Here is a 16,629-nt window from a genome sequence, read left to right on the forward strand (position 1 = left end):
CCGTCTCACGCATGGCGCCAGAGAAGCAGGCGTTCCGTCGCGATGTGCCGGCGGACGGTTTCGAAGAAACGTCGCAACATGTAGCCGATCGCGTTCCAGGTAAGCGATGCCCTCTCGTCGAGCACAGCCTTCAGCACGCAGACCAATTCGACGGCGGCACGGTCGTCGTGGTCGTGCTCCGCGCGCAGTCGGGCGATCAGATGCTTGCGATCCTCGGCTGTTCGCTGATCTTCGACTGCCGGAAACAGAACCGTCTCCTCCAGCGCGTGGACGCGCCTGAGCCTCTCGGGCAGTTCCGCCATGATCACGCGACAGCTCGCTGTATCGATGCGACGGGGGATCGAGTCTGCGAGCGTCTCGAGCCGATCGCATAGATCGAGGAGCGCGCGGTAGGCCTGTCCCAGCTCCTGTTGTCCTGAAAACTGCTGCTGCATCGAGCGTGCTCCGTTGGGTGTTCGTGTCTGACCTACACCCGACGGCAACGATCCTCTTTGACATTTCTCAAAGTCCGCGCCGCGCCCGCTCGCCGTTCTGTAGCACCCGTCGAAACGCGGCATGTTTTCGTCCTCGGACGGTCGAGGCCATCAAAGGAGACATAGGGTGGGACGTCGACGCGCAAAACGCGCCGGCTTGGGTGCAATAGGGACGCAGTTGACCCCATTGGGGTCATTGATTGGAACGCGAACGCATCCGGTCAAGCCATGCGGTGAGCCTTGATCTTTCGCGGACCAAGCCATGCTGGTCAAAGTGGTGAACACAAAAATGCGCCCATGAATCTTCAAACGCCATTTCCATATCGCCGGTGACCGAGGTGGTCCCTAGTCCGATCTCGGCATAGGTAAACTCGAAACTGCCGCTCGGGCGTGCCATGGCAATGTGGAATGGTTGACCGGTGAACTCGTTGATCATCGGCCGACCATTGCTGCGCATGACGCCGGGGATCTCTACCCTGGCGGTTCTCAGTTCCAAGTCGGCTTCAAGATGGATCGGCAGGAACAATGTCTCGATGAATTCAGAGCATGTCGACGCGAAAACCGAAAACAGATTGCTCAAAGGTTCGCCGGCCTCACCGGAGATGATCGCTTCAAGCGCGCTCCGTTGAGGTTCATTCGCGCGCTCGTCGATGACGATCAGCCGCCGGCCGTTCCCGTCCTTGATTTCGCCGGGCCACTTGTAAATCGCAGCCCAGTTCAGGCCGGCGATCGGCGTGTCCTTGAAGTGGCCTTCAACGACGTTGCCGACGAATGCCGACTGGCAATGGCCGTGAGTGCTTGGCAGGTTGAACTGGCAGCCGCAATTCATAGCGCAGTTGCAGTTGTCGTAAGTCTCGCTCTTGAAGAGCCACTGGTCATCCATCCTTCCGTCCTCCCCTGATCCGTGAGAGGGCAGTGCGTCATGGTGAACGCTTCTGCATCGCTCCGCACCCGTTGCGCTGACGGGGCACGCGCCTGCTTTGAATGCGGAAGAAGTGGAATTTTACCAGTGTCGAAGGGCCGCTACAATCGGCGCCGACAGCCGGGCCGAAGCCCTCGCGGGTCAGCGATCAAGGAAGAGGACAATGGCGACCGCGATGGAGGAAAGGACCGCCGACAGCGTCGCGCCGCGCTGAAGCACGCCCATGCGATAGAGCACGAGGGCGAAGACGATGATGATGGGAGTGGCGACCGAAAGGCCGATCTGTGCGTCAGTCATAGGAATGCTCCTTTGTTCACTGGCAATATCCCCGCGCCCCTTGGCCTTCTTTGCTGAAACGCAAAGACAGGATGCCCGCCTGCGCCTAGCTCCAACGGCGATTTTTTCGAACGGAGGCGCTGACATGGATGCCCGCAGTCATCCGATCGCCGTGGCGGCGGAAGAGGATATGACGGACACCCCCCTGCTGCTCTGGGTGCTCGTCTGGAGCGAACTTGTCGCCTTCGGCATTCTGCTCGTCGGCTTTCTGGTTGTGGGCGTCATCCAGGCAGACGCTTTTGCCGTTGCCCGCTTGCATCTCGATCCGCTGCTGGCGGGTATCAACACGCTTGTTCTGCTGACCAGCGGCTGGCAGGCGGCCCTGGCGACAAGGGCGCGCGCATTGCTGGGGCAGCGCCGGCGGGCGCTGGTCAGTGCCGCGCTCTTCGGCATCGCTTTCGTGGCCATCAAGCTTTTCGAATACAGCGCCGAAGTGGGTGTTGCCGGCGATCTTCAGTTCGGCTCCTTCTTCGAACTCTATTTCCTCGTCACCGGCTTCCATCTGCTGCACGTCGCCTTCGGTGCCTTCGTGCTGCTCATCGTGGCCTGGCAACCGAAACCCGGCAATGTCGCGCTGATCACCACGCTCTGGCACGTGATCGATCTCGTCTGGATCGTGATGTTTCCGCTCGTCTATCTTGCGTGAGAGCCATGACCGATCGCAATCCAAGACAACTGTTCAACACCTGGCTTTTGCTTGCCGCGACGGTGCTTTCGGGCATGACACTGATGGCTGTCGGTGGGCCGACCATCCCCGTCATCGCCGTCCTGCTTGGGCTTGCGATCGTCAAAAGCCGGCTCGTCGCGCTCGATTTCATGGGGCTCAGGCATGCGCCGTCTGCCCTTCGTCTCAGCCTTTTGTTCTGGCCCGCAACACTCGTCCTCATCGCCGCAGCTAAGCTGATGCTTGGGACCATTCTCTTCACTTAAGGCGAGCCGCCGACTTGTTTGCCGAAACGCAAAGAAGCTGCCGTCGATTTCCCTAGACATGGGGTCGCCCCGATTGTTGCCGGCGTCGAAAATGCCGACGCCACACGGGGAGGGGATCAGATCAGCCGGCCGCGCGCTTAGCGGCCATCTGAAATCGAAAGGACCACGTGATGGCAGAACGCCTCACCAAAACCGGGGCCCGTAACGTCTTTTACGGCGGGTCCTTCTTTTTCTTCGCAATCTTCGTCGGGCTCACGGCCCACAGCCACTACTACATGCGGACGACCTCGACGGACGAAACGACGCTGACGGATGCGGTCGCACGCGGCAAACACGTCTGGGAAAAGAACTCCTGTATCAACTGCCACACGTTGCTCGGCGAGGGCGCCTATTTCGCCCCCGAACTCGGCAATGTCTGGAAGCGTTTTGGCGGTGAGTCTGATCCGGATGGTGCCCGCGAAACGCTGAAAGCCTGGATGGCCGCCCAGCCGACCGGCATCGAGGGGCGGCGGCAGATGCCGCAGTTCAACCTTACCGAACAGGAACTGAACGACCTCGCAGACTTCCTCGATTGGACGAGCCGCATCAAGACCCAGGACTGGCCGCCGAATGAAGCGGGCTAGGGCGCCGCGCGTTCAAAGACGCGCTAAGGACGCCCTAACTCTTTGAACTCAGCCCATCTTATCCGCCATTCGGCGGGATGCTCTGCAGAGCAATTGGAGTGTGACACCATGAAATACCAAACCCAGAAGGTCGCGATGCTCTACTTTTACGGAGCGCTCGGCCTGTTTCTCGCCCAGGTGATGTTCGGTGTGCTTGCCGGCACCATCTATGTCCTGCCCAATACGCTCTCCGAGCTTCTGCCCTTCAACATCGTGCGCATGGTCCACACCAACGCGCTGATCGTCTGGCTGCTCATGGGCTTCATGGGCGCGACCTACTATCTGCTGCCGGAAGAGGCGGAAACCGAACTCTACAGCACGAAGATCGCCGTTGCGCAGTTCTGGATCTTCCTGATCGCCGCGGCCGTCGCCGTCGTCGGCTATCTCATGCACATCCACGAGGGGCGCGAATTCCTTGAGCAGCCCTTCGCGATCAAGGTGGGCATCGTCATCGTCGCGTTGATGTTCCTCTACAACATCACGCTGACGGTGCTGAAAGGCCGAAAGACCACCGTCACCAATATCCTGATCTTCGGGCTCTGGGGTGTCGCGATCTTCTTCCTCTTTGCCTTCTACAACCCGATCAACCTGGCGCTCGACAAGATGTACTGGTGGTACGTCGTCCACCTCTGGGTCGAAGGCGTCTGGGAACTGATCATGGCATCGGTGCTCGCCTTCCTGATGATCAAGCTCAACGGCATCGACCGCGAGGTCGTCGAGAAGTGGCTCTATGTCATCGTCGGCCTGGCGCTCTTCTCCGGCATCCTCGGCACGGGCCACCACTACTACTGGATCGGTGCGCCGGGTTACTGGCAGTGGATCGGCTCGCTGTTTTCGACGCTCGAAGTCGCCCCCTTCTTCACCATGGTGGTCTTCACCTTCGTGATGACCTGGAAGGCCGGCCGTAAGCATCCGAACCGCGCAGCCCTCCTGTGGTCGATCGGTTGCTCGGTCATGGCCTTCTTCGGCGCCGGCGTCTGGGGCTTCCTGCACACGCTGTCCTCGGTGAACTACTACACCCACGGCACCCAGGTGACAGCGGCCCACGGACACCTCGCCTTCTTCGGCGCCTATGTGATGCTGAACCTTGCGGTCATGGCCTATGCCATTCCGGAAATCCGCGGCCGCGCGCCCTATAACCAGTGGCTGTCGATGGTGAGCTTCTGGATCATGTGCACCGCCATGTCGGTCATGACCTTCGCGCTCACCTTCGCCGGCGTCCTCCAAGCACACCTTCAGCGGGTGCTCGGCGAAAGCTACATGGACGTGCAGGATCAGCTCGCCCTGTTCTACTGGATCCGCCTCGGCTCCGGCGCCGTCGTCCTGATCTCGGCGCTGATGTTCATCTGGGCGGTACTCGTGCCCGGTCGCGAGCGCAGCGAAAAGCTCGCCGGTTTTGCCCAGCCCGCTGAATGACCATCCGGCCGGCGCGGCTTGCCGCGCCGGCATCTCCCCAAGAATTCCCAGCATGGAGACCAACCTTGAGCCCTGTCCAAACTGCCATCAGTCGCGCGGCACTCGATATCCCTGCCTATAGTCCTTCCGGCAACGAATGCGCGCTGTTCGAAAGCGCCTGGGTGCGGCAGCTGCCGCTCTTGCTGAAGGGTCCGACCGGTTGCGGCAAGACCCGTTTCGTCAGCCACATGGCAGCCAAGCTCGGCCTGCCACTTTCGACCGTTTCCTGCCATGACGATCTTGCGGCCGCCGACCTCACCGGCCGTTATCTCTTAAAGGGCGGCGACACCGTCTGGGTCGACGGTCCCCTGACACGCGCCGTGCGCAATGGTGGGGTCTGCTATCTCGACGAGATCGTCGAAGCCCGCAAGGACGTGGCCGTCGTGCTGCATCCGCTGACCGACGATCGCCGCATGCTGCCGCTGGAGCGCACCGGCGAACTGCTTGAGGCGCCTTCGAGCTTCATGCTCATCGTTTCCTACAATCCGGGCTACCAGAACCTTCTGAAGAGCCTGAAGCCCAGCACAAGGCAGCGCTTCGTGGCGATCGAATTCGATTTCCTGCCGAAGAACGCGGAGATATCAGTGGTTTCTGAGGAAAGCGGATTGCCGGAGAGCCAGGTGGCGCCGCTCGTCAATCTGGCGCAGCGGCTGCGCGCGCTGAAGGGGCATGACCTGGAGGAAGGCGTGTCGACCCGGCTGCTCGTCTATTGCGCTTCGCTCATCGATGCCGGCATGCCGGTCAAGGATGCCGTCCGCGCCGCGATGATCGAGCCGCTTACAGACGAACCGGATGTGCGCGCAGCTCTTCTCGAAGTGGCCGGTTCGCTGATCGCCTGAGGTGCACCATGCTTGACTTCCTCGAGCTCGAAGAAACCGTCGGGCGGGCCTGGCACCGCTTCGTCGGCAACACCGGAACCTGGCGGCGTTATCCGGAGCAGGCGGTGAAGCTCACCGACATGATGCCGGTGCTCGCCGTATGCTTTCGCGGACACGGCGGCGAGGCGGCGGTGCAGATCGTTCCCGCCCGCGGGCGCACGTCAACCCATCGCTTGCGCTGGCGACAGCGCATGGGGCTCGGCGAAGAAAAACTCGTTCAACCAGCGCGCGACCACGCGTCGCTGATGCTGCCGGGCGAGATCGACATCTTTCCGACGAAAGACCTGAACCGCGATCTCTATCACTGGCTCGTCGCCTATATGGCGACGATGCCGGTCGAACCGGTCACGGAGACCGATCCGCTCCGTCGTGATCTGGTGCAGATATCGCGCGCGCTGGAAACGGTCGAACAGGTCTTCGAGCGGTTTCCCGGCCTGCGCCAACGGTATCGGCGTCTGGCAGAAGCGACGCTCGTTGAGCGCAAGAGGGGGGCGTTGCCGTCGATCGAGCAGCAGCTCGAAAACCGCATCCTGCGACTGCTGCGCAAGGTTACAGGTGAGACGGACACAACGCTGCCGGTGATCTTTCCGCATCGCGCGCCGCCTGGCTACCTGCCGATGCTGCCGATGCCGCTCTGGCCCGATACGCTGCTGCGCACCGAAACGACGACCGAGCGTGACGAGGATGTCGCCGCGACTCCGGGGACTCAAAGTGCGGTTGCCGAGGTCGAACACCACGTCGCGGTGCGCGAAAATCCGGAGAACCGCAAGGGCGAACGCAGCCCCTTCATCCTCAATCGCTTCGAGAAGATCCTGGCGATGGCCGAGATGGTCAACGTCGACCGCCCCGGCGACGACAGCGATGATCACGACAGCAAGGCTGCCGAAGAGCTGGACGACATGACGCTCGGCGAGCGCAAGGGACGGCCCTCGGCACGGTTTCGTTTCGACCTCGACCTGCCACCAGAAGCCGCCGACCCGACACCGTTGACGGCCGAACTCACCTATCCCGAATGGAACTACCGGACCGGTCAGTACCTCAAGGACCATTGCCGAGTGCTGGCAATGCCGGCTTCCGCCCAGGAGGAGCGGACGGAACTCGGCGAGGAAAGCAGGAGCCTGATCCGTCGGGTGCGGCGCCAGTTCGAAGTGCTGCGCCCGCGGCACGAGATGCTGCGCGCCCAACTCGACGGCGCAGATCTCGATCTTGACGCGGTCGTGCGCGCCCGTACTGATCGCGCCGCCGGCGGGCAGGGCAGTGACCGCATCCATCTGATGAGCCGGCCGCAGGTGCACGATCTGGCGGTGACGATCCTCGTCGACGTTTCGCTGTCGACCGATTCTTGGTCCGACAATCTGCGCGTGCTCGACGTGGAGAAGGAGGCCCTGCTGATCCTTGCGCACGGGCTCTCGGCCTGCGGCGACAAGCACTCGATCCTCACCTTTACCTCGCGACGGCGCGACTGGGTGCGGGTCGAAACCGTGAAGGCTTTCGACGAGGCGATGGGACCGCTGGTCGAGGCGCGCATCGCGGCGCTGAAACCCGGCTATTACACCCGCATCGGTGCTGCGATCCGGCATGCCTCGGCCGAACTTCGCCGGCAACCGAACCGCAAGAAGCTCCTGCTTGTCCTGACCGACGGCAAACCCAACGACATCGATCACTACGAGGGACGTTTCGCGCTCGAAGACAGTCGTCGAGCGGTCATGGAGGCACGGCGCAGCGGCATCAACACCTTTGCCGTCACCGTCGACCGGGAGGCGAAATCCTACGTGCCTGCCATGTTTGGTCAGAACGGCTACGCGGTCGTGGGCAACATTTCCCGACTGCCTGCGGCATTGCCGGCGATCTATCGCAATCTGGTGGGGTGAGGCGGCCAGTCGAGGGAAGTAAAAACGCCCGGCAATCGCCGGGCCTTTTCGATGAAAGCGCCCTCAAGCCGCCTTGCTGTGCGCCCTCTGGGACGCGTCGATATAGGCATCGAAGGCCGCAGCCACCGCGCGGATGACAAAACGGTGCGTGGGCCTGACCGTGATGACGCCAGCTTCAATATCGACCACGCCATCCTGCTGCAGTTCGGCCAATTTGCCGTTGCCTTCGACGAGCGTCCGCCAGTCCCTGCCATGCGCTTCTGCGATCGCGGAAATATCCGCGCTGAAGTCGCACATCAGCCGTTCGATGATTGCGGCGCGCAGCCGGTCCTCGTCTGTCAGCCGGTAGCCCTTGGTGGTCGCGAGCCGGCCGGACGCGATGCGGCTGGCATAGACGCCGGGCGGTACCTCGTTCTGGACATAACCGTCGCGCGAGCGGCCGATCGCCGAGGCGCCGAAACCGATGAGCGTTTCGCAAATGTCGGTCGTGTAGCCCTGGAAGTTGCGGCGCAACCGTCCGGCCGCCTGGGCTGTGACGAGATCGTCGTCGGGCAAGGCAAAATGGTCAAGGCCGATCTGCCGGTAGCCGGCGCTGACCAGCGCCTCGCTGATCGCCATCGCCTGTTCGGCACGAGCACTACTTCCGGGCAGCGCACTTTCGTCGATCATGCGCTGGTGCTTCTTGAAGCTCGGCACATGGGCGTAGCCGAAGACGGCGAAGCGTTCCGGCCGCATTGCCACGGCCGCCTCGACCGTCTCGACGCAGGAGCGGACCGTCTGATGCGGCAGGCCATAGATCAGATCAAAGTTGATCCCAGCGATGCCGGCGCCGCGCAGATGGTTGACAGCGTCAGCCGTCTGCTCTTCGCTTTGAATGCGGTTGATTGCTTTCTGCACGACGGGATCGAAGCTCTGCACGCCGAGGCTCGCGCGCCGGACGCCGCCTTCGCCGAGCGCCTCGGCCATGGCGAGCGTCAGCCGGCGCGGATCGATTTCGACCGCGACGTTGGCCGACGGCGACAGGGCGAAATGTTCGCGCATCAGCGCCATCAGCGCCAGGAATTCGCGCGGTTCGATGATCGTGGGTGTGCCGCCGCCAAAGTGCACTTCCGAGACCGGCAGCGGTCGGCCGACGGTTTCGGCGACCATGCGGATCTCGCCCCTCAACACATCGAGATAGTCGAGGATCGGGTCATCCTTCTTGGTGATCGTCGTATGGCAGCCGCAGTACCAGCACATGGAGCGACAGAACGGAATGTGCAGGTAGAGCGACACGTCCTGCCCCTCGGGGGTCGCCTTCAGCCAGTCGCCATAGGTGTGCTCGTCGACCGCTGCGGCAAAGCGTGGTGCGGTCGGGTAACTCGTGTAGCGCGGCAGGCGCATTTCACCATATTTCAGCAACGCGGAAGCTAACATATCGTCCTCATCTCATTGGCGATGGATGCTGCTTTCTAGGCCTCGCCGGCCGGCAGCTCTTTGCGAAAAGTCAAGGACGAGACGGTCTCGGCTAAAGCGAGATTTGTTTGCGCTTCGACAAAATGTCGCGGCGGCGCTGTCGTTAGGTTGCGGAAATCCGGGGCGTGTGCGCCGGCGTTTCCCGGACCACCATCAAGCGACGGCGCCAGAGCGGATGACCATGACCATTGCAGAGACCGACAAGCCCTTCATCGATGTGCGGACGATCCCGCCGGTAGAACGCCATCCGAAAATCTTCGGCATGGTGGACGCGCTTGCCGAGGGCGGCGCCTTCATCATCATCAACGATCACGATCCGCGTCCGCTGCACTACCAGCTGGAAACGCGCTATCCGGGCGAATTCACCTGGGAATATCTTGAGCAGGGACCCAAGGTCTGGCGCGTCGAGATCGGCCGGCAGCAGTCCTCCGGCTGCGACTGCTGCTGCGGCGGGCATTGAGCCCGCCCGGTGCGCCTCGACGGGTTCAATCGCCATGTTCGCAGCCACGCTATCCCGCTGGACCATGTCCTATTTCGCGGCGGCGCTGATCTTCCTCGCCCTGGGCGAGATCATGATGGTTCTCGGCTTCGGCTACCCGGCCTCGGCCCCTGAGGCGCCGGAGACGCTGGCGCTCGTCCATGTCGTTGTGTTGGGCTGGCTGAGCCTGCTGATGACCGGCGCGTTGCTGCAGTTCGTGCCTGTTCTCGTCGGCTGGCCGCTTTCCTTCCCGAGCGTCGCGTTGCCGGCGCTCCTCGTACTCGTCACCGGCATCGCCAGCCTGACCCTCGGCTTCGGCAGTCTTTCTGGCGCGATCAATGTTCCGGTGACGTTGCTTCCTGTTGGAGCAATTCTCTCTATCGGCGGCTTTTCGGTGCTCGCCTTCGCCTTCGCGGCCACGCTGTGGCAAGCGCGCCCGCTGCCGCTCCCGGCACGTTTCGTTGCGGTCGGTCTTGCAGCACTCCTTTGCACGATGCTGCTCGGCGGCGTCTATGCCGGTGTGCTCTCGGGCCTGATCGATGCGGAATGCGCAATAGACCTGACGATCGATGGGCTCTCGCTTCATGCCTCACTCGGCCTTTGCGGCTGGTTGACCTTCACCACCATGGGCGTCAGCTACCGGCTTTTGACCATGTTCATGCTGTCGCCGGACAAGGAGCGGACAAGCAGCCGCGTCGTCTTCGTGCTTGGCGCCCTTTGCCTCGGCCTTCTGGCCGCGGCGGTGCCGGCCGTTCTCGTGGGCACCATTGGCCGCGCGCCGCTTCTCATCCTTGCCGTTGGGTCCGGTGCCGTCGTGGCGGCGATCTATGTCGGCGATATCCAGCGCATCTATCGGGAACGCCGGCGCAAGGCGATCGAGCTCAACAGTCGCGCCAGCATCGGCGCCTTCGTCTCGCTGATTGTCGCGGGCCTGCTCTTCATCGCGCTGCTGGCGGCCGGCCGGCTCGATCTGGGTATCGGTGCTGTCGTCTATCTCGTCACCTTCGGCTGGCTGACGGGTATGGGGCTCGCCCAGCTCTACAAGATCGTACCGTTCATGACCTGGCTCGAATGCTACGGTCCGGCGCTTGGGCGCATGCCGACGCCCAGGGTCCAGGACCTCGTCACCGAGGCTTCGGCCCTGCGCTGGTTTCGGCTCTTCTATCTCACCGTCGCGATTGGGACTCTGGCCTTGCTGATCGGCAGCGCTCTTGTCTTTCGATTTGCCAGCCTCGGCCAGTTGATTGCCGTCAATGCGCTTATCCTGGAGTTCGTGCGAACACGGCGGCTGATCAACGTTCCGGCCGAAATTCGACTGCCTGACGGTTTCGTTCGACCAGGCCTGTTTCTGCCATCCCATTCCTCACGGAGGTTCCCATGAGCCAAGACCCCTACGAACTCGATGTCCGGCCGCTGCTGCGCAGCGGTGGCGATCCGTTCCAGGCCATCATGAATGCCGTCGATAACCTGGGGCCCGGCCAGGCCCTGAAGCTGATTGCGACATTCCGGCCGGTTCCGCTCTTCAGCGTTATGGCCGGTCGCGGTTTCAGCCACCAGGACCGCCCGCTCGACAATGGCGATTGGGAAGTTCTGTTTTCGCCCGAAGGCGCGGTCGACGAGATCAGGCTTTCGGCCGGCGAAACCGATCTCGACACCTGGCCCGACCCCAGCCGCCAGCTCGACTTGACCGAGCTCGATCCGCCCGAGCCCATGGTTCGCATCCTGGCAACGGCCGAGAAGATGGCGGAAGGCGAAGTGCTGTTTGCGCTGCTCGCGCGCGAGCCGCTGTTCCTCTATCCGGAGCTCGCCAAGCGCGGGCACAAATGGGCCGGAAATTTCGATGCGACCGGCGAGACCTACCGGATCCTCGTCCGCATTGGCGGGAGGCGATCAGATGTCGGCGCCTGAAATCCTTGATCTCGAAGCCAAGATCCGTGATGCCTTGCGCATCATCATCGATCCCGAAATGGGCAAGAACGTCGTCGATCTCGGCCTGATCTATGACATCGACGTCCAGGAGGGCGGCATCGCCCGCGTCACCATGACGACAACGATCAAGGGCTGCCCGGCAACGGCTTTTCTCAAGGAAGCGGTGCAGAACTGCGTCTGGTATGTGCCGGGCGTCGAATATGCGGAAGTGCGCCTGACCTACGAGCCGCCATGGTCGCCCGAGATGATGGTCGACGACGCAACCGAGTTCGCCCACGGCAGCATCTTCTGAGGCCTACACTGACTGAACAAAAGGCGCCGTTGACGCGCGCCTTTTGTTTTGGCGTAGAACGCACACTCAGGAGGCGGCACGCGGTGAGCGACGTTCGCGCGCCAGCATCGGCGCGTATTCGATCGTAAACAGTGCAAAGGCGGCGATCCACAACACACCCGAAAGCGCGACCAGGTGGTGGTAATGCGCCGGCAGCATCTCAGCCAGTGGCCGGATCAGCGCGGCGCCCGTGATCGCGACATAGGAGGCGCTGGTGAATGCCGATCCCACCAGCGGTCGTCCGGTGTGGCCGCGGCTGGCGCGGGTCATGACGGCGAGCATCATGAAGGCGATCACGCCGACGGTCAGCACGTGCATGACCGGATACGCGCTCAGGAGCTCGATCGCGCCGGCGGACATTGCCAGGAAGCCGAGCGGAACGAAGACATAGGCGGCATGCAGCACGAAGAGCAGCTTTTCCGGCCAGGTCGTCGATCCGCGCCAGCGCAGCAGGCGTACCGTATGGAAGAAGCAGGCGATAAGCGCCATTGCCGCCGTGCCGATGTGAAGGGGAGCGAAGGTCCAGGCGGCGAGTGCTGCGACGCCGACCAGGATCGCCGCCGTGTCGAAGCGGTTATAGGGCACGGGGAAATCGGTGCGGCCGAGCTTGTTCAGCCAGTTGCGGGTGAAGCTCGGCACGATGCGTCCGCCGACGATCATGATCAGCATGGTGTAGGCGCCGATTGCCAGCCGCGCTGCGGCATCGACGTCGAGACCGCCGAGCACCGAGAAATGGAACCAGATGTTTGCAGCGGACAGGAGAATGAGCCCGCTGATCACCTTCAGGTCCTTCCATTTGCGGCCGACGATCACCTCGCGGGCGCAGATCAATAGCAGCACCGGCAGGAACAGCGCCTCCATACCGGCGGCAAAGGTAAGGCCGATGATACCGCTCGAAAGGAGAGCGATGCGGCCGATGACCCAGAGCCCGAAGAGGGCTGCGAGCGGCCGGCCGGAAACCGGCAGTCTTCCCGTCCAGTTCGGGATCGCAGTCAGCAGGAAGCCGCCGAGAACGGCGGAGGAAAAGCCGAACAGCATCTCGTGCGCGTGCCAATGGGCAGCACCGTAGTCGCCGGCGAGATCGATCCCAAGAACAAGTGCCAGTATCCAGAGCATCATCGCGCCGATCGCCCAGAGGGCGGCCGCCAGAAAGAACGGCCGGAAGCCGTAGGAGAAGAGCACTGGGCCGGTGGTCGAGAGCCCGCGCGGAATGCCGCCGCTCGGTTTCGGTTTAATAAATCTGTCCAACATGATCGTGGTCCTCGTCGTGCGTGCCTGCGGACTTGCGGATGAGGCTTGATCTATCAATGGCTTCGCGGGCGCTCTTTGCGAAAACGCAAGTATCGCTGCCCGCCTTGTTCCCCGCCGCCGCAAGGGACAAAGAAAAGCGCTCTCTCAAAACGATTTGTTCCAAGACAAAGACGCAATTCGTCTGTGGCTCTACTTCTTATCTGACTGCTGGGGGACCGGTGGTCGAGACCGGAGGTAAGGCCGCCCAAGTCGGCGTTGCCCACCCTAACTCGTTGAATACAGGTGCGTTTCGCAGAAGGCCAATCCCGGCCGCTCGAACGCGCCGAAGGAGAGCAAGATGACTGAACAACTTCAGATGACCCGCCGGACAATGCTTGCCGGCGCTGCCCTGGCGGGCGCGGTTGCGCCGCTTCTCCATACCGCGCAGGCGCAGGCAGCCGGCGCCGCCACGGCTGCGGCGGCCGCCCCTGTCGACATCTCGACCCTGCCGCGCGTGAAGGTCGACCTCGTCAAGCCGCCGTTCGTCCACGCCCATGAGCAGGTCGCCAAGACCGGACCGCGCATCGTCGAATTCACCATGACGATCGAGGAAAAGAAGCTGGTGATCGACCGCGAGGGCACCGAGATCCACGCGATGACCTTCAACGGCTCGGTGCCTGGTCCGCTAATGGTGGTGCATGAGAACGACTATGTCGAACTCAGGCTCATCAACCCGGCGACCAACACGTTGCTGCACAACATCGACTTCCACGCCGCGACCGGCGCGCTCGGCGGTGGGGCGCTGACACAGGTCAACCCGGGCGAGGAAACCACGCTCCGCTTCAAGGCGACCAAGCCCGGCGTCTTCGTCTACCATTGCGCGCCGGAAGGCATGGTGCCCTGGCACGTCACCTCGGGCATGAACGGCGCCATCATGGTGCTGCCGCGCGAAGGCCTGAAGGACGAGAAGGGCAAGCCGCTGACCTATGACAAGATCTACTATGTCGGTGAGCAGGACTTCTATGTGCCGAAGGACGAGGCCGGGAACTACAAGAAATACGAAACTCCCGGCGAAGCCTATGAAGATGCGGTGAAGGCGATGCGCACGCTGACCCCGACCCACATCGTCTTCAACGGCGCGGTCGGCGCTCTGACCGGCGACCACGCTCTGACCGCAGCCGTGGGCGAGCGCGTCCTCGTCGTCCATTCGCAGGCCAATCGCGATACGCGCCCGCACCTGATCGGCGGACATGGGGACTATGTCTGGGCGACCGGCAAGTTCCGCAACCCGCCGGACCTTGACCAGGAAACCTGGCTCATTCCGGGCGGCACCGCCGGCGCTGCCTTCTACACCTTCCGCCAGCCGGGTGTGTACGCCTACGTCAACCACAACCTGATCGAGGCGTTCGAACTGGGCGCTGCCGGCCACTTCAAGGTCACCGGCGAGTGGAACGACGACCTCATGACGTCGGTCGTCAAGCCGGCCGCCATGTAGGCGACTGGCGCAAGGCGATGGCGGGGCCGCGATGTTGCGCGGCTCTACTCGCGCAAAGGCACGCGTCACCAGGCGCGTGCCGTTCCCTTGGAGAAGTCGCATGCCCAACAAAAAGAAACCCGCTGTCTCGCTCCTATCGATTGCCGCTCCGGCCGTTCTGTTGGCCGCGATCACCGGCGTGCTTTCGGCGAAGGTCGGGCTGTTCGATGATCTCAAGGATGGCGTCGATCTGGCGGTCCGGCCGCCGGTGACCGTGACGATCGCGCCGCGCCAGATGAGCTACCGGGCAGAGGGACACTTCCTGAAGAACGGCTTTGCCGTCGATGCGCCGATCGTCGTCGCCGTGCTTGAAGGACCGCTCGAGATCATGAAGTATCAGGTGACCCGCGAGGATTTTGAACGCTGCGTCGCCGACGGCGCCTGCCAGCAGCCGGAAGGTGGTCACAGCCCCGGTCTGTCGGGTGTGCCGATGACCGAGGTCAACTATACGGACGCGACCGACTATGCGGCATGGCTGACCAGGAAGACCGGCGAGGTCTGGCGTCTGCCGACGGACCAGCAATGGGCCTTTGCCGCCGGCTCCAAGTTTCCTGACGATGCGCTCGGGATCGACGGCAGCAAGGACAATCCGGCGCTGCGTTGGTTGGCGGACTACGAGCGCGAGGCGAGCCGGCAGCGGGCGAAGAACCCGCTGCCGCAGCCATCGGGCGCTTTCGGCGAGAACGAATACGGCGTAGCCGACCTTGGCGGCAATGTCTGGGAATGGACCGAGACCTGCCACCGCCGTGTCACGATCGGTGAGGGCGGCGAGGTCCTGAAGGAGCAGCCCGCCTGCGGCATCTTCGTCGTCAACGGCAAGCACCGCGCGTCGATGAGCTTCTTCATTCGTGACCCGAAAAGCGGCGGCTGCGCAGTTGGCGTGCCGCCGGACAATCTTGGTTTCCGGCTCGTGCGCGACGGACGCTGGTATTCCGGCTTTCTCTACGCCTTCGAACGCCGGCTCCAGGGAGCCGGGTGAGAGGAACAGCCGATGGAATTGCTTGGAAAACCGTCTATGCGGCACAAGGACCCGGTGCTTTTGCAGGGTCCGGCGCTGTGCTAGAGCAAAAGCAGTTTCAAATCGGCAGGACATAGGGCCAAAGTGGCTGCACTTGATCGCACACTCGTCAAATCGCTCCCCCTGTTTCAGAAGATGAGCGACCCGGAACTGGATTCGCTGCTGACGCGCGCCACGGTGAGGCGCGTTCCGCAGAACGAAGCCGTGTTCGAACAGGGGGCGGCGGCCGACTTCTTCTTCCTGCTTCTGCATGGCCGGCTGAAGGTGACACAGGTTACCAAGGACGGGCAGCAGATCATCGTCCGGGTGGTCAATCCAGGCGATCTCTTCGGCTTTGCCCGCGCACTGCAGCGCAGCGACTATCCGGGAACGGCAACCGCTGCGACCGAGAGTCTGGTCCTTGCCTGGCCGACGGAACTCTGGAACGTCTTCGTCGAGAAAAACCCCCACCTTGCGGTCAATGCTCTGCATACGATTGGCCAGCGCCTCGACGAAGCACACACGCGCATCCGCGAGATGTCGACAGAAGAGGTCGAGCGGCGCGTCGCCCACGCGGTGCTAAGACTTGCCGAAAAGGCTGGCAAACCTGACGGTGATGGTATCCGCATCGACTTCCCCATCTCCCGCCAGGATATCGCCGAGATGACGGGGACCACGTTGCACACGGTCTCGCGCATCCTCAGCGCCTGGGAAGGGCAGGGTCTCGTTCAGGGGGGAAGGCAAAAACTCACCCTCAAGGACATCCATGGTTTGCGGCGCCTGGCGGAGCGGATCGGCGGCTAGTCGTCGGGGGGGCAGCAATCCCATGTCCCATAATCCATGCCGCTGTTCGGTACGAGTGACGTGCATTTGAAAGGCCATGGTGCCTCGATACAGGATCGCACAATGGTTGCGTTCGTGGGCGAAATCGCGCGGCGTCCCGAGTAGTCGGCCGTGGGGGCATTCTCGTCCGGCGCTGGGGCCCCTGGCGTAAAGTGATGCGGTCTCCGAGGCAGGACGCGCCCTTTCGTCGTTTGTGAAGGAAACCTCGTCAACGTGTTCACAAATGCATGAGCCTCCGCAGGGGCGGAGGCTCATGCGATACGCGCGTCTTTTGAAATGGAGGAATTGCGCGGCAATAAAACCAG

18 protein-coding genes are annotated in these 16,629 nt (G+C 62.7%); 13 read left to right on the forward strand and 5 right to left on the reverse strand.

What is annotated here, in order from left to right:
- Positions 1 to 5 precede the first annotated feature (5 nt).
- The 3 genes from MKZ91_RS09220 to MKZ91_RS09230 all read right to left on the reverse strand — a co-directional run bounded on the left by MKZ91_RS09220 (position 6) and on the right by MKZ91_RS09230 (position 1,692).
- Positions 6 to 434: a hemerythrin domain-containing protein gene (locus tag MKZ91_RS09220; RefSeq protein WP_336170259.1), complete on the reverse strand. Its 429-nt coding sequence runs from the start codon at positions 432 to 434 to the stop codon at positions 6 to 8.
- Positions 435 to 666: 232 nt separating this feature from the next.
- The gene (locus MKZ91_RS09225) at positions 667 to 1,356 is read right to left on the reverse strand and encodes a DUF1326 domain-containing protein (RefSeq protein WP_336170261.1); all 690 of its coding nucleotides are present in this window, start codon (positions 1,354 to 1,356) and stop codon (positions 667 to 669) included.
- A gap of 180 nt (positions 1,357 to 1,536) precedes the next feature.
- Positions 1,537 to 1,692, reverse strand: a complete 156-nt coding sequence (locus MKZ91_RS09230) for a hypothetical protein (RefSeq protein ID WP_336170262.1) — start codon at positions 1,690 to 1,692, stop codon at positions 1,537 to 1,539.
- Positions 1,693 to 1,816: 124 nt separating this feature from the next.
- On the opposite strand from MKZ91_RS09230, the gene MKZ91_RS09235 reads away from it, so the two are divergent.
- The 6 genes from MKZ91_RS09235 to MKZ91_RS09260 all read left to right on the forward strand — a co-directional run bounded on the left by MKZ91_RS09235 (position 1,817) and on the right by MKZ91_RS09260 (position 7,527).
- Positions 1,817 to 2,377: a cytochrome c oxidase subunit 3 gene (locus tag MKZ91_RS09235; RefSeq protein ID WP_336170264.1), complete on the forward strand. Its 561-nt coding sequence runs from the start codon at positions 1,817 to 1,819 to the stop codon at positions 2,375 to 2,377.
- A gap of 5 nt (positions 2,378 to 2,382) precedes the next feature.
- Positions 2,383 to 2,661 carry a cytochrome C oxidase subunit IV family protein gene (locus MKZ91_RS09240; protein WP_336170266.1) on the forward strand — a complete coding sequence of 93 codons (279 nt, stop codon included), beginning with the start codon at positions 2,383 to 2,385 and terminating at the stop codon, positions 2,659 to 2,661.
- A 170-nt stretch (positions 2,662 to 2,831) separates the two neighbouring features.
- A complete protein-coding gene (locus MKZ91_RS09245; protein WP_336170268.1) occupies positions 2,832 to 3,284 on the forward strand; it encodes a c-type cytochrome in 453 nt (150 codons plus the stop codon).
- A gap of 108 nt (positions 3,285 to 3,392) precedes the next feature.
- A complete protein-coding gene (locus MKZ91_RS09250; RefSeq protein WP_336170270.1) occupies positions 3,393 to 4,739 on the forward strand; it encodes a nitric-oxide reductase large subunit in 1,347 nt (448 codons plus the stop codon).
- 65 nt (positions 4,740 to 4,804) lie between these two features.
- Positions 4,805 to 5,617, forward strand: coding sequence for a CbbQ/NirQ/NorQ/GpvN family protein (locus MKZ91_RS09255; RefSeq protein WP_336170271.1), 813 nt, complete (start codon positions 4,805 to 4,807; stop codon positions 5,615 to 5,617).
- A gap of 8 nt (positions 5,618 to 5,625) precedes the next feature.
- Positions 5,626 to 7,527, forward strand: coding sequence for a nitric oxide reductase activation protein NorD (locus MKZ91_RS09260; protein WP_336170272.1), 1,902 nt, complete (start codon positions 5,626 to 5,628; stop codon positions 7,525 to 7,527).
- A 63-nt stretch (positions 7,528 to 7,590) separates the two neighbouring features.
- Here the strand turns inward: MKZ91_RS09260 and hemN are convergent, their stop codons facing one another.
- Positions 7,591 to 8,943, reverse strand: a complete 1,353-nt coding sequence (hemN, locus tag MKZ91_RS09265) for an oxygen-independent coproporphyrinogen III oxidase (RefSeq protein WP_336170274.1) — start codon at positions 8,941 to 8,943, stop codon at positions 7,591 to 7,593.
- A gap of 220 nt (positions 8,944 to 9,163) precedes the next feature.
- Between hemN and MKZ91_RS09270 the strand changes: the two genes are divergently transcribed.
- From MKZ91_RS09270 to MKZ91_RS09285, 4 genes are read left to right on the forward strand one after another with little or no spacing between them, the layout of a single operon-like run.
- Positions 9,164 to 9,442 carry a DUF2249 domain-containing protein gene (locus MKZ91_RS09270; protein ID WP_336170276.1) on the forward strand — a complete coding sequence of 93 codons (279 nt, stop codon included), beginning with the start codon at positions 9,164 to 9,166 and terminating at the stop codon, positions 9,440 to 9,442.
- Positions 9,443 to 9,476: 34 nt separating this feature from the next.
- Entirely contained in the window at positions 9,477 to 10,841 is a 1,365-nt protein-coding gene (locus tag MKZ91_RS09275) for a hypothetical protein (protein WP_336170278.1), read from the forward strand.
- Positions 10,838 to 11,368, forward strand: a complete 531-nt coding sequence (locus tag MKZ91_RS09280) for a DUF2249 domain-containing protein (protein WP_336170281.1) — start codon at positions 10,838 to 10,840, stop codon at positions 11,366 to 11,368. The genes MKZ91_RS09275 and MKZ91_RS09280 overlap by 4 nt, the downstream gene beginning before the upstream one ends.
- Positions 11,355 to 11,681 carry a metal-sulfur cluster assembly factor gene (locus MKZ91_RS09285; RefSeq protein ID WP_336170283.1) on the forward strand — a complete coding sequence of 109 codons (327 nt, stop codon included), beginning with the start codon at positions 11,355 to 11,357 and terminating at the stop codon, positions 11,679 to 11,681. Before MKZ91_RS09280 ends, MKZ91_RS09285 begins: the two co-directional genes overlap by 14 nt.
- A gap of 66 nt (positions 11,682 to 11,747) precedes the next feature.
- Here the strand turns inward: MKZ91_RS09285 and MKZ91_RS09290 are convergent, their stop codons facing one another.
- Entirely contained in the window at positions 11,748 to 12,971 is a 1,224-nt protein-coding gene (locus MKZ91_RS09290) for an NnrS family protein (protein ID WP_336170285.1), read from the reverse strand.
- 337 nt (positions 12,972 to 13,308) lie between these two features.
- On the opposite strand from MKZ91_RS09290, the gene nirK reads away from it, so the two are divergent.
- The 3 genes from nirK to MKZ91_RS09305 all read left to right on the forward strand — a co-directional run bounded on the left by nirK (position 13,309) and on the right by MKZ91_RS09305 (position 16,285).
- Positions 13,309 to 14,445: a copper-containing nitrite reductase gene (nirK, locus tag MKZ91_RS09295; protein ID WP_336170288.1), complete on the forward strand. Its 1,137-nt coding sequence runs from the start codon at positions 13,309 to 13,311 to the stop codon at positions 14,443 to 14,445.
- A 100-nt stretch (positions 14,446 to 14,545) separates the two neighbouring features.
- Positions 14,546 to 15,463 (forward strand): SUMF1/EgtB/PvdO family nonheme iron enzyme, encoded by a 918-nt coding sequence (locus tag MKZ91_RS09300; protein WP_336170289.1) that lies wholly within the window; start codon positions 14,546 to 14,548, stop codon positions 15,461 to 15,463.
- 123 nt (positions 15,464 to 15,586) lie between these two features.
- A complete protein-coding gene (locus MKZ91_RS09305) occupies positions 15,587 to 16,285 on the forward strand; it encodes a Crp/Fnr family transcriptional regulator (RefSeq protein WP_336170290.1) in 699 nt (232 codons plus the stop codon).
- Positions 16,286 to 16,629: the final 344 nt, after the last annotated feature.

The sequence above is a fragment of the Ensifer sp. MJa1 genome, assembly GCF_037026475.1.
Classification (GTDB): Bacteria; Pseudomonadota; Alphaproteobacteria; order Rhizobiales; family Rhizobiaceae; genus Ensifer.